Here is a 12,181-nt window from a genome sequence, read left to right as displayed (position 1 = left end):
CCGCAGACCCGGCGTTTGCGGCGAAGAAGCGCGAACTGTCCGAGCGGCTGATGAAGCTGCTCAAAGATGCGAACGACCCGCGCGTGACGGGCGACGGCAGCACCTTCGACAAGCCGCCCTTCAGCGACCCGGAGGCGATTGCGCCGAAGGGCGGGAAAACGAACAAGAAATGAGGCAACCTGTTTGCGCGCCGGCAACCTTCAGGGAGCGTGCGGCGTCTGGCTACGCGACAACCAAACCACTTCACATTCACTCATCATGAAGCCCACCACTCTGGCCCTTCTGTCCGCCACCGCGCTCGCGCTCCTCACCGTGGGCGCGTTCGCGGAGAAAGGCGCCGACCTCAAGCCCCTGCTCGTCAAGCCCGGCAAGCTCATCGCCGACGAAAAATTCAGCGGGACTTCGCTCCCGAAGGGCTGGGTTGCGAACAAGGGCGACTGGCAGGTGCGCGACGGGGCGGTCATCGGCAAGGAAAAGGCGTCCGACGAACACGCTGCCGTGTTGACGCTTGCCCGCCCGATCCGCGACGCGGTTCTGAGCTTCTCCTTCAAGGCGGACGGCGCGAAGGGATTCAACGTGAGCCTCAACCACGCGAAGGGCCACCTCTTCCGCATCGCCCTCGGCGAGGAGGCGCTGACCATCACGAAGGACAAGGACAAGAACGATCCGGCGTCCAAGCCCGTGCCGCTCGGCAGGACAGCCGCCAAGTTCGCGCCGGGCAAGTGGCACACCGTGCTCATCGAGTTTCACGGCTCGAAGGTCTGCGTGCAGGCCGACAACGGTGCGAAGCTCGAAGCCAGCCACCCGGAACTCGACGTGGACAAGACCGGCTACCGCTTCGTGGTGCGCGGAGAGTCGCTGTTGCTGTCGGACTTGAAGGCCTGGCAAGCCGCCGCCGGGCCGGTCGCGGCAAAATGATCCCGACGCTCGGACGCTTCCCATGCAACCCCGTGCTCCTGCCATGCGTCATCCATTCGCGCTTCTTGCCCTCATCGCGCTGAATGGCGCGAACGGTTTTGCCGCGGCCAAGGCGGACAGGCTCGCGCCTGGGCGATTTGACTATTTGCACCGGCAGATTCGCCCGCAGGCCGGCGAGCAGCGATTCTGGCAGATCCCGTGGACGCTCAGCCTCACCGAGGCGCGCCAGCGCGCGGCAGCCGTGGGCAAGCCCATTCTCATCTGGGCCGGGGCCGGCGGCGCGCCCATCGGTGTTTGCTGAGCGGCGGCTTCGGCCGGCCGTGCGCCGTCCATCTGGAAGGAGGAAGTGGTGCAACTCGTCCGCGACCGCTTCATCGCGGTCGCACTCGATGCCCGCAAGGAGTCCGGCGAATACAAGGACGCCGACGGTGACTTCATCCGCGCGACAAAGTCCGTCACGACCACGGCGGCCGGTTCGGTGTGCGTCGTCACCGCGGACGGACGGCGGCTCACGAGTGTCAACGGTCCGGGCCAGGGAATGGAGCAGTTCCTCCGCTCGGCGCTCAAGTCGTGGGACGCGCTGCCTGAAAGCGAACGCAAGCCCGGTGGCTTGTCGGTGGACGTCACGGGTCCGATGGATGCGAAACGCGCGGCGCTTGTGCTGCCCGCGGGCGCGCTCGTCATCCGCGTGTTCAACCGTCACTTTGGCGCGGAGGAAAGTGGTGCTCTTCGCTACGCCAGACACGCTGACTTCATCGCGGGCACGGGCACATCGGCGGCCGAGCGGTTCGCCGAGGCGCACAACGACTTCATGTGGATACCCGAGTCCGAGTGGCGGGCGCTCGTGCCTGTGGATCCGCGAGTCGGCGAGACGCAAGCTGTCCCGGTTTCGTTCGCGCTGCGGTTGATGCGCTTTCACCTCGACCCGTGCCGCGGCTTTTCCGAAAGCGCGGCCTTCACACGGTCACAACCCGGCGCAGGGAGGTTCGCGCTTGCCATCACCAAGGTCAGCGCCGACAGGCTCTCGATGCAGCTCGACGGCTCCGCGTCGCTGACGGAATCCGGGCGTGACGAACCGTCGAGCTACGAGCCACGCTTGTTCGGCCTGCTGGAATTCGACCGGCGCGCCGGGAAGTTTGCGCGCTTTGACATGGTCGCGCTCGGCATGGCGTCCGGCCTTCCCCGGGATGCGAATGGCGTCATCACACCTCGGCGCGGGGCTTATCCGCTCGGCATCGCCTTCGAGCTCGTTGCGAATCCCACCGCGGCCGAGAAGCTCTACCCACGTGGCGCGCGCGACAATCCGACGGCGTATCTCGAACCGAAGGATCGCCGCTAACTCATCGCCTTATGCGCCCGGCCACATCTCTGTTCCTTCGCGCCGGGCTCCTCTGCGCGCTTGGCGGTTTCACCTCCGTGGGCGCGACGACGAAGCCCAATGTGTTGTTCATCATGGCGGATGACTTTCGCCCGGACCTCGCCAGTTACGGGTCGCCCGCGCTCACGCCGAACCTCACGCGGCTCGCGCGGCGCGGCGTGCAATTCGACCGTGCGTATTGCCAGCAGGCTGTCTGCAACCCGTCGCGTTCCTCGATGCTCACCGGGCGGAGGCCCGACACGCTGCGGATTTGGAACAACGGAACGCATTTCCGGGAGTTGAATCCCGACGCGACCACGCTGCCGCTGTGGTTCAAGGAGCACGGCTACCACACCCGCTGCGTCGGCAAGATTTTCCACAACTGGCACACGAAGGAGAAGGGCGACGCCCGCTCGTGGAGCGCGCCGGAATTCCTGCACTACGCCACGCACGGCGAGGACGATGCGCGCGTGACGGGTCCGCTGCCGCCGAACGTCGCCTCGCCCTCGCCGCGCCAATACACGTCCGTGCCGCTCTACGAATGCCGCGACGTGCCGGACGAGGCTTACTACGACGGGCGCGTCGCCGCCGAGGCGGTGCGTGTGCTGGACGAGGTGAAGGACCGGCCGTTCTTCCTCGCCGTCGGGTTCTGGAAACCGCACGCGCCCTTCAATGCGCCGAAGAAATACTGGGACCTTTACGATCGCGCGAAGCTGCCGCCGCTCAATCCCGCGCGGCCTTCGGGCGCGCCCGACATCGCCTTCCACGACGGGCGCGAGTTGCGCGGCATCCCGCCGAATCAAGTCACGTTCACCCCGGAGCAGGTCGCCGAGATTCGCCACGGATACTTCGCGAACATCAGCTACCTCGACGCGCAACTTGGCAGGGTGCTCGACGCGCTCGACCGCAGCGGCGCCGCGGACCGCACCATCATCACCTTCGTCGGCGACCACGGCTATCACCTTGGCGAGCACACGCAGTGGGGCAAGACTTCCAACTTCGAGCTCGACGCGCGCGTGCCGTTCTTCATTGCGACACCCGGTTCCAAGCACGCGGGCCGGCGCACGGGCGCGCTCGCGGAGCTGGTGGACCTGTTTCCGACGCTCGTGGACCTTTGTGCCCTGCCCAAGCCGCCGGGTCTCGAAGGCCACAGTCTCGTTCCCGTGCTCAACGACCCGTCGAAGCCGGTCAAGCCCGCCGCGTTCACGCAGCATCCGCGCCCGGCCTACTTCGATCGAGAACCCGAGAAAGTCCCGCGCGCGATGGGCGTGAGCGTCCGCACGGCGCGCGTGCGTTACACCGAATGGCGCGACTGGAAATCCGGCGAGACCATCGCGCGCGAGCTCTATGAGGAGAAGGACGAGCCCGCCGAGACGGTCAACGTGGTGGACGAGCCGCGACTGGCGGCCGCGCGGCGCGAAGCCGAGGCGCTGTTGCGCTCCCAGTTTCCGAAAGCGAGCCATCCATGAAGCGAACCCGGATCGTCTTGCTGGCGTCGGTCGTTCGCGCCGCCGCGTTGCCGGTCTTCCCGGGGTCGCCGCCCAACATCCTGCTCGTGCTTTGCGATGACTTGGGCTACGGCGACCTCGCGTGTTTCGGCGCGAAGGACGTGGCCCGCGTGGAAGTTCGCCGGTGCCGAGGGCAGGCAAACCGAGTGGCCCGACTACGTGAAATCTAAACAGAGGAAGAAGAAATGAAGCCCGCGATATTCCTTCGCACCGTCATTGCGCTTGGCGCTGCGGCGTTGAGCGCGTCCGCCGCGACTCAGCCCAACATCGTGCTGTTCATGGCCGACGACCTCGGATGGGCTGATGTGCCGTGGCACGGATCGAGTTACAAGATGCCGCACCTCGAAAAACTCGCGTACAACTCCGTGCGGCTTGAAGCCCACTACGTGCACCCGATGTGCAGCCCCACGAGGGCGGCGTTGATGACGGGCCGGTTCGCGAGCCGCTTCGGCGTGACCGCGGCGCAGAATCCGCGCGCGCTGCCGTGGGACACCGTCACCGTCGCCCGCGCGCTCAAGTCAGCCGGCTACGACACGTGCATCACGGGCAAGTGGCACCTCGGCTCGAAGCCGGAGGAAGGCCCGCAGAAGTTCGGCTTCGATCACGGCTACGGCTCGCTCGCGGGCGGCGTCACGCCATACACGCACCTCTACAAGGACGGACCCTTCCAGCGCACATGGCATCGCAACGGCCGGCTGATCGAGGAGGAAGGCCATGTGACGGACCTCATCGCGCGCGAGGCGGTGAATTGGATCGAGCAGCGCGGCGCGAAGCCGTTCTTCCTCTACATCCCGTTCACGGCGATCCATGTGCCGATCGGCGAGCCGGAGAAGTGGCTGCAGACGAACTCGCACCTCGCGGACCCCGGCGACCGGCTCCGCGCGGCGTGCGCTTCACACCTGGACGATGCCGTCGGGCAGGTGCTTGCCGCGCTGAACCGAAGGCAGGTTCGCGAGAACACGCTCGTGATTTTCGTCAGCGACAACGGCGCGCATGGTCCAAGCGAAAACCAGGGCGGCCCGTATCCGGGCGATTACGGCAAACTCAAAGTCGGCAACGACAACAAACCGTGGCGCGGCCACAAGACGACCATTTACGAGGGAGGCATTCGGACGCCGGGCCTCGTGCACTGGCCCGCGAAGCTCAAGCCGGCGGACATCCACACGCCACTGCACGCAGTGGATTGGATGCCCACGCTCTGCGCCCTCGCCGGCGCGAAGCCCGAGGGCGACCTCAAGTGGGACGGCGCGAATATCTGGCCCGTGCTCGCACAGCAGGAGAAGGCGTGGCCCGTGCGGACGCTCTATTCCGCCGAGCCCGGTTACCGCGCACAGATGGTCCGGCATGGCGACTGGAAGCTCGTCGTGCGCAAAGGCGTGGACCAACGTCCGAACAAGCAGAAGGCCAACGCGGACAAGGCCGCGCCGCAACCGACCGAGGAACTCTTCAACCTCGCCTCCGATCCCGGTGAAACGAAGAACCTCGCGGCCGAGAAGCCCGAGATGCTCGCCGAGATGAAACGCCGCCTCGACGGGATCTCCGCGCGCGACCGTGACGCCGTGGCGAAAGATTGAGTCCGCAACCCTTGCCGCACCATGACCGCACTTCGATGGCTCCTGCTGCTTTGCCTCGCCGCGCCGGGTGTGTCCGCAGCCCCGGTCGAGCCGCCGCCCCGCCCCAATGTCGTCATCTTTCTCGCGGATGATTCCGGCTGGGGCGATTACTCGCTGAACGGCAACACGAACCTTCGCACGCCGAACATCGACTCCATCGGTCGGGGCGGCGCGGTGCTCGACCGGTTCTATGTGTGCCCGGTGTGCGCGCCGACGCGCGCGGAGTTTCTCACGGGGCGCTACCATCCGCGTGGCGGCGTGCGTGGCGTCTCGACGGGCCTGGAGCGGTTGAACGCAGACGAGAAAACAATCGCGGATGCGTTCAAGGCCGCGGGTTACGCAACGGGGGCGTTCGGCAAGTGGCACAACGGCTCGCAGTGGCCGTATCACCCGAACGCCCGCGGCTTCGATGAATACCACGGCTTCACCTCGGGCCATTGGGGCGAATACTTCGACCCGCCGCTCGAACACAATGGCCAACCGGTGCGTGGAAAGGGGTTCATTGCCGACGACCTGACCTCGCGCGCGCTCGACTTCATCGAGCGCAACAAGGCCAGGCCGTTGTTCTGCTACGTGCCTTACAACACACCGCATTCGCCGTGGGCCGTGCCGCAAGAGGATTGGAACCGGTTCAAAGACTCGCCGGTCGGCATGCGCGCGAAGGCCGGCGACCCCGAGGATCTCGACCACACGCGCTGCGCACTCGCGATGGTCGAAAATCTCGACCGCAACGTGGGCCGCGTGCTGAAACGACTCGATGAACTCAAGCTCGCGGACAACACCATCGTGATCTACTTCTCCGACAACGGTCCGAACTCGTGGCGTTGGAACGGCGGGATGAAGGGCCGCAAGGGCTCGACGGACGAGGGCGGCGTGCGCTCGACTTGCTTCATTCGTTTTCCAGCCCGCATCCAACCCGGCACAAAGGTGCACGAAATCGCCGGGGCCATCGACCTGCTGCCCACGATCACCGCCCTTGCAGGCATCCCCCGCGCCGGCGACAAGCCGCTCGACGGCATGAACCTCGCCAACCTGCTTCTCGGGGCGCGCCGGCGCGCGTGGCCGGACCGCACCATCTTCTCGCACCAGAACGGAAACGTGAGCGCGCGATCCCAGCAATACCGACTCAGCAATTCTGGCGAACTCTTCGACATGGCGGCTGACCCCGGCCAGACGACGAACATTGCCGCGGCGAAACCCGAGGTCGCCGCGAGGTTTGCCGCGGCCGTTGCGGACTGGCGCCGCGATGTGCTGGGACCCACCACTGCGCCTGCGCCCAACGCGAAGGGCAAGACGAAGGGCGGGGGACTTCCTCCCGACGACCGGCCGCATCCCGTTGGCGCGGGCGGCGCGACGTTTCCCATCACGCCGCTTCCCGCGCGCGACGGCCTCGCGCATGGCGGCATCAGGCGGAGCGCGGGCGCGCCGAATTGCTCCTATTTCGTGAACTGGAAATCCGCGGACGACAAGATCACCTGGGATGTCGAAGTGGCCACGGCGGGCAACTACGAGGTGGCCATACTCCACACGGCGGCCGACGCCGGGGCGATCGTCGAGTTGAGCCACAACCGCAGCAAGCTCACGGGAAAAGTCCCGGCCGTGTGGAACCCACCGCTCTACACGAACCAGGACACGATCGCCCGTCCGCCCGGCGAATCGCAGATGAAGGAGTTTCGACCGCTGAACCTCGGGACGATCCAGCTCGAAAGGGGCAGGGGAGTCCTCACGCTCCGCGCCCTTGAAATTCCCGGCGCGAGCGTGATGGACGTGCGCCAGGTCACGCTCACGCTCACGAAGTAGTCCGGGCGCGAATGCGGCGCGATTTCTTCGCTTCGCCGCAAACCGGGCAGCCGGCACGGGCTGCAAACCTCAGCCGGCGAAACTCCATCGCGCCGAGGTCCATTACGAGCCGGACGCCCGCCAGCGGTTTGCCGAGCCCGGTGAGGAGCTTCACCACTTCCACCGCGCCGAGGCAGCCGATGGTGCCGGAGACCGCGCCGAGCACGGGGAATTCGCGCTTCCAGTGCGGGGGCTTCTCGGGGACGAGGCAGCGCAGGCAGCCGGTGCGGCCGGGAATGAACGTGGTGAGCTGCGCTTCCAGCGCAAACATCGCGCATTCGACCATGGGCTTGCCCTGTGCGAAGGCTTCGGCGTTCAGGGCGAACCGTTCTTCGAACAACGGCGCTGCGTCCACGACCACGTCGGCTTGCGCGACCAGCGACCGCGCGTTCGCATCCGTGACATTCTCGCCGGCTGCGACGATCTCGAGGCGCGGGTTCAGTTCCTTCAACCGCTCGGCGAGGGTCTCGATGCGCGGCAGTCCGATGCGCGCATGTTTCTGCAGAAGCTGCCGGTTGAGGTCGCTCGGCTTGAGGTTGCCCGCATGCGCGAGCACGAGTCTGCCCACGCCTGCCGCCGCAAGCTGATATGCCACGATGCCGCCGAGCCCGCCGACGCGCGAGATGAGCACCGAGGCCGCCTTCAATTTGCGCTGGCCCGTCTCGCCGAATCCGGGCAGCCACATCTGCCACTCGTAGGTGGCACGCTCGGCGGCGGTCAGTTGGGGCAGGCTCATGCGGCGGCGATTGGCGCAGTATTCATTGTTTGAAAGTCAGTCCCGGAACCCGACGGCGACGGTCGCGGCGATGCTCCCGGCGGTTTTGATCTCCGCCTCAACACTGAATACTGAAACCTTCATCCGTCCGAGACAACCTTTCCTCCGTCAAGCTTCAGCACCCCGTCGGCCAACTGCGCGGCTTCGCGGCTGCTGTGCGTGATATGAAGCGCCGTGAGCTTCAACTCGCGCTGGGTGCGCTTGAGCAGGGCGCCCATCTCGTCGCGCATTTCCTCGTCGAGGGCGGAGAGCGGTTCGTCGAGCAGCAGCACCGCGGGTTTCGCAGCGAGCGCGCGTCCGAGGGCGACCCGCTGGCGTTCGCCTCCCGAGAGCCCATCCGGCTTGCGGTCGAGCAGGTGCGCGATGCCGAGGTGCTGGGAAAGTTCATTCGCGCGCGCCGCGATTTCGGCGGCGGGCCTGTGCCTGATGGCAAGAGCGAAACCCAGCTGCTCGCGCACCGTCATCGTCGGAAACATCGCGCCATCCTGCGGCACATAACCGATCCCTCGTCCGCCGGGGGCGAGTTGCGTCACGTCGCGGTCGCCGATGAATACTCGTCCGCCCTGTGCGGTGCGAAGGCCGCAGATGATTTCCACGAGCGTCGTCTTGCCCGAACCGGTGCGGCCCATCAGCACGCCGTAACTTCCCGCGGGCACGGTGAACGACACGTGTTCGAGCCGGAACGCGCCCGCGTGCCATGAGATGTTTTCGAGGCGGATCATGTTCCGGTCAGACGCGCTCGCCGGCGACGCGCACCGCGCCGAGCACGAGCATCGCCATCGCGACCATCAGCAGGCTCACGGCCACGGCGGCTTCCAGATTTCCCACGCTCAACTCGAGCCACACGGACGTCGGCAGCACCTCCGTCTTCATGCGGGTCGCGCCCGCGAAGACGAGGATCGGGCCGAACTCGCCGAGGCTCCGCGCCCACGCGATGCTCGCCGCGGCGAACATTCCTCGCTTCGCCGCCGGAAGACTGACCAGCCAAACGGCCTGACCGCGCGTGCAACCGAGCGTCATCGCCACGTCCTCTGGACGCGACGACAAGTGGTCGAACGTCCCGCGCATCGTGCGGATCGCGAAGGCCGCGCCGATGACGCACTGGGCGAGCACCACGCCATAAACTGTGTAGGTGAAGCGGAGCATGTGGTCGTCGGTCCACCGGCCGAGCGGCGTTTGGAAGAGAATGAGCAGGCACAATCCCACGACCATCGGCGGCAGCACGATGGGGATGTCCACGGCGGCATCGAGCAGCGCCTTGCCGTGGAATCGGCCGCGCGAGAGCAAATAACCGACCGGCACCGCGAGCAGCAGTGACAGCAGCGCACTCGCCGTGCATGTTGCGAGGCTCAGGACGATGGAGAAGCGGATCTCGCGTGAGCCGAGCGCCTCGAACAGTTTCGCCGGAGTGCTGTAGCTCGCCGTCGCAGCGAGCATCGCGACGATGAACAGCAGGTAGCCGCCCGTGAGGAGGCCGAGGAGAAGCCAGAAACTGGAAAGGGGCCGCCGGCTCATGTCGCGCGCAGGCTGTTACTTGTTCGTCTCGCGCAGCCAAGCCGGCACTTCGATGCCGCTGCTTTTCACCGGGGCTTCGTTGCCGCGCCAGAGAAAGCCCGCCGCCTCGAAGTCGCCGCGATTGGCCTTCAGGAACTCCAGCAACCGCGTCGCGAGTTGGCGGTTCGGCGAGCCGCTGCGCACCGCAAACGGCTGCACGGCTTTCGCGCCCGCGTGCTGGATGGGGATGAACTCGAGGTGTTCCGCCTGCGGTTGCGCGTTCACCCGATACACGATGGCGGCGTCGAGCCCGCCGGCGCGCATCTGGTTGATGAGAAAGTCCGCCGTCGGCACCTCGACCACGACGTTCTTGCGGATGGCGTCCCAGATTGCGGACGACTTCAGCATCCCGCGCGTCATGTAACCGAGCGTGGACTGGTCCGCATTGCACAGGCCGACCTTGAGCGCGGGCTGCGCGAGGTCGGCGGGGGTCTTCACGTCGCGCGGGTTGCCTTTCTTCACGACGATGCCGATGTCGGTCTCGGTCAGTATCACGGCCTCGGGGAAAAACGCCGCGACCGGCGGCACGAAGCACAGGTCGCACGCGTAGTAGGCGTCGGGAAATCGTGGCGCGCTCGCGTCGCCCATCGTCTTCATGGTCGCGCAAAGCACGCCGCAGCCGTTGAACACAGTCGTGATGCTGGTGCCTTCGCGCTCGGCGAACTGCTTGAGCAAATTCTCGATCGCGAGGCGGTTCACGCCGCCGCTGTAAAGGATGAGCTCGGGCTTCGCGGCCCACTTGTCGCCGCGCAACGGCTTGAAACCGTGCTTCTCGAAGATTGCGCCGCCCTTTTCCGGCGCGGCGAGGTAGCGAGCGAACTTGAGCGCGGCTTGCGACTGTTTGCTTGCAACCAGCAGTGCGGCGCTTGCGTTCTCGGCGCGCTGGTTCAGTTCGGGAACGGCCACGGACCCGAGTCCTTTGAACTGTGGCACGGTCGAGTCCCACACGATTGCGGCGTCCACGGCGCCGATCTGCAAGTCGTTGGCGATCTCGGTCACGGTGGGCTTCATCACGGCGGCGCGGGCGGAGAGCGCGGGCCACATGTCGCCCGCAGCCGCGCGGGTTGCCTTGCCGATGCTCGCGGCCTCGGGGTTCGCGAGAGCGACGCGGACGTCCTCGCGCAACAGGTCCGCGAGCGCGCGGATGGACTTGGGGTTGCCCGCGCGGACTGCGATCACGGGTGTCTGCCGGACGAGGGGAATGACTTCGCGGATCGTGTCGAACTTGCGGGCGTCCGCGATCGCGGCGTCGTCGGCCGCGAGGTAGAGGTCGCCGAGCTTCGCAACCCGAATCTGGCTGAGCAGCGTGCCGGAGCCTCCAAACTGCATTTGAACCTGCACGCCCGTTTCACGCCGGTATGCCTCGGCGGCGGACTCGACGGGCGGCTTCAGTCCCGCGGCGCAGAAGACCATCAGCGCGGTTGGGGTCGGGCCGGAGCCGGAGCCGGAGGAACCGCTGCGGTTGAGCAACGCGATCGCGCCGAGCGCGACGGCGATCGCGAGCAGGATGGCGGCGAGGGATTTCATGGCGCGCCCGAACGTTGCCGCCACGCGACCAGAAGCGCGAGCACAACGAACGCCGCGGCCGCTGGTGCGAGCCACGGAGTCGGGCGCGGGTCCGTCGCCGGGGCAGCGGGTTCGGCGTTGATGGTCACGGTTTCAGGTGCGGCGGCAGGCTCGGCAACGGGAGGAGTCGCGGCAGCGGCGGGAATTGCTTCGAGTTTCCGTTGTTCGGCGGCGGCGAGCTGCTTGTCCCAATTCACGTGGAGCAGCAGGTCCCAGCCGGGATTCTGGCGTTTGACCTGGCACGAGCACGCGCCGAGCAGGAAGAGGCACGCCTCCTCGATTTGTTCATCACCCAGTTCCGCCGCGGGCCATGCGCCGAGCACGCGGCCCCGACCGAACACGGCGGCGAGCCACGAACTGCCTGTGAGCGCGGGATTCGGTTTTGGACCGGCGAGCATCTTGAGGAAGGGGGCCTCGGATTGCGGGTTCGCGGAAGGTATGCGCAAGAGCGAGAACTTTACCTTGAGCCCGGGGCCGGGGCCGAGCTTGCTTGTTGGGTCGCTTGGGTCGATGCGCGGCAGCTGCGCGATGGACTGGAGAAAGCGCAGCCGCTTCTCGACCCGCAGAACGAGCGCGTCGTCGGCCGCCTGATTGCCGGATTCCACCAGCACCCACACGGCGGACTCGCCCGCGAGGATGCGATCCGAGATTTCGCGACGCGCAGGCGAGTCGGTGAGGGATGCGAGGGTGTCGGGAGTGAGCCTGCCTTCCCACAGCTGTGGGGCCGGACCCGACGGGCCCGCAGGAAAAAGCAGCCGCGGATGCGAGCCGGGGGTGTCGCGGTTCTGCACGTCGAGGTTGATCGGAGAATCGGCGCCGAGATTGCGGAAGAACTTGGCGAGGGTGTCGTCGGGCTTGAACCCGGCGGGAAGTTCGAGGCGAAACGGGTCCGCGTGCCAGCGGTCGAGCGCGTAGCGGAAGACGGGGATGGAGCAGGCGTGCGCCACGGAAGCGGGACAGAGGCAGAGGAGGAACAGAAGGAGACAAAGGCAACGAAGTGAATCCGGCCAGACCGTCGTTGCATTCGTTTGCTTCGGTTCCATTCCCTCCG

The 12,181-nt window shown here is 66.7% G+C and carries 12 protein-coding genes; 7 read left to right on the top strand and 5 right to left on the bottom strand.

What is annotated here, in order from left to right; all coding sequences use genetic code 11:
• The first annotated feature begins 258 nt into the window (after positions 1–258).
• Genes FJ386_07050 through FJ386_07020 form a run of 7 tightly spaced genes read left to right on the top strand, consistent with a single transcriptional unit; the run spans position 259 to position 7,196 of the window.
• Positions 259–918 carry a hypothetical protein gene (locus tag FJ386_07050; GenBank protein MBM3876460.1) on the top strand — a complete coding sequence of 220 codons (660 nt, stop codon included), beginning with the start codon at positions 259–261 and terminating at the stop codon, positions 916–918.
• Between the two features lie 43 nt (positions 919–961).
• The gene (locus tag FJ386_07045) at positions 962–1,219 is read left to right on the top strand and encodes a hypothetical protein (GenBank protein ID MBM3876459.1); all 258 of its coding nucleotides are present in this window, start codon (positions 962–964) and stop codon (positions 1,217–1,219) included.
• Positions 1,220–1,267: 48 nt separating this feature from the next.
• Positions 1,268–2,257, top strand: coding sequence for a hypothetical protein (locus FJ386_07040; GenBank protein ID MBM3876458.1), 990 nt, complete (start codon positions 1,268–1,270; stop codon positions 2,255–2,257).
• Between the two features lie 11 nt (positions 2,258–2,268).
• Complete coding sequence (locus tag FJ386_07035) at positions 2,269–3,744, top strand: sulfatase (protein MBM3876457.1); 1,476 nt, start codon at positions 2,269–2,271, stop codon at positions 3,742–3,744.
• Positions 3,741–3,953 carry a hypothetical protein gene (locus FJ386_07030; GenBank protein ID MBM3876456.1) on the top strand — a complete coding sequence of 71 codons (213 nt, stop codon included), beginning with the start codon at positions 3,741–3,743 and terminating at the stop codon, positions 3,951–3,953. The genes FJ386_07035 and FJ386_07030 overlap by 4 nt, the downstream gene beginning before the upstream one ends.
• Before the next feature lie 15 nt (positions 3,954–3,968).
• A complete protein-coding gene (locus FJ386_07025; GenBank protein ID MBM3876455.1) occupies positions 3,969–5,357 on the top strand; it encodes an arylsulfatase in 1,389 nt (462 codons plus the stop codon).
• A 21-nt stretch (positions 5,358–5,378) separates the two neighbouring features.
• Complete coding sequence (locus FJ386_07020) at positions 5,379–7,196, top strand: arylsulfatase (protein MBM3876454.1); 1,818 nt, start codon at positions 5,379–5,381, stop codon at positions 7,194–7,196.
• Here the strand turns inward: FJ386_07020 and FJ386_07015 are convergent.
• The 5 genes from FJ386_07015 to FJ386_06995 all read right to left on the bottom strand — a co-directional run bounded on the left by FJ386_07015 (position 7,186) and on the right by FJ386_06995 (position 12,077).
• Positions 7,186–7,971, bottom strand: coding sequence for a HesA/MoeB/ThiF family protein (locus FJ386_07015; protein MBM3876453.1), 786 nt, complete (start codon positions 7,969–7,971; stop codon positions 7,186–7,188). The genes FJ386_07020 and FJ386_07015 overlap by 11 nt on opposite strands.
• 119 nt (positions 7,972–8,090) lie before the next feature.
• Entirely contained in the window at positions 8,091–8,732 is a 642-nt protein-coding gene (locus FJ386_07010; GenBank protein MBM3876452.1) for an ABC transporter ATP-binding protein, read from the bottom strand.
• A gap of 7 nt (positions 8,733–8,739) precedes the next feature.
• Positions 8,740–9,525: an ABC transporter permease subunit gene (locus FJ386_07005; GenBank protein MBM3876451.1), complete on the bottom strand. Its 786-nt coding sequence runs from the start codon at positions 9,523–9,525 to the stop codon at positions 8,740–8,742.
• 15 nt (positions 9,526–9,540) lie between these two features.
• Positions 9,541–11,091 (bottom strand): molybdate ABC transporter substrate-binding protein, encoded by a 1,551-nt coding sequence (gene modA, locus FJ386_07000; GenBank protein MBM3876450.1) that lies wholly within the window; start codon positions 11,089–11,091, stop codon positions 9,541–9,543.
• Positions 11,088–12,077 carry a hypothetical protein gene (locus FJ386_06995; protein MBM3876449.1) on the bottom strand — a complete coding sequence of 330 codons (990 nt, stop codon included), beginning with the start codon at positions 12,075–12,077 and terminating at the stop codon, positions 11,088–11,090. The genes modA and FJ386_06995 overlap by 4 nt, the downstream gene beginning before the upstream one ends.
• Positions 12,078–12,181 lie beyond the last annotated feature (104 nt).

It is taken from the genome of Verrucomicrobiota bacterium (genome assembly GCA_016871675.1).
Classification (GTDB): Bacteria; Verrucomicrobiota; Verrucomicrobiia; order Limisphaerales; family VHCN01; genus VHCN01.
Note: the sequence above shows the minus strand (reverse complement) of the source record. Positions and strands in the feature narration are given on the sequence as shown.

Coding starts and splice junctions, on each gene's coding strand:
- FJ386_07050 (MBM3876460.1), top strand. CDS start 259: ATGAAGCCCACCACTCTGGCCCTTCTGTCCGCCACCGCGCTCGCGCTC.
- FJ386_07045 (MBM3876459.1), top strand. CDS start 962: ATGCGTCATCCATTCGCGCTTCTTGCCCTCATCGCGCTGAATGGCGCG.
- FJ386_07035 (MBM3876457.1), top strand. CDS start 2,269: ATGCGCCCGGCCACATCTCTGTTCCTTCGCGCCGGGCTCCTCTGCGCG.
- FJ386_07030 (MBM3876456.1), top strand. CDS start 3,741: ATGAAGCGAACCCGGATCGTCTTGCTGGCGTCGGTCGTTCGCGCCGCC.
- FJ386_07025 (MBM3876455.1), top strand. CDS start 3,969: ATGAAGCCCGCGATATTCCTTCGCACCGTCATTGCGCTTGGCGCTGCG.
- FJ386_07020 (MBM3876454.1), top strand. CDS start 5,379: ATGACCGCACTTCGATGGCTCCTGCTGCTTTGCCTCGCCGCGCCGGGT.
- FJ386_07015 (MBM3876453.1), bottom strand. CDS start 7,971: ATGAGCCTGCCCCAACTGACCGCCGCCGAGCGTGCCACCTACGAGTGG.
- FJ386_07010 (MBM3876452.1), bottom strand. CDS start 8,732: ATGATCCGCCTCGAAAACATCTCATGGCACGCGGGCGCGTTCCGGCTC.
- FJ386_07005 (MBM3876451.1), bottom strand. CDS start 9,525: ATGAGCCGGCGGCCCCTTTCCAGTTTCTGGCTTCTCCTCGGCCTCCTC.
- modA (MBM3876450.1), bottom strand. CDS start 11,091: ATGAAATCCCTCGCCGCCATCCTGCTCGCGATCGCCGTCGCGCTCGGC.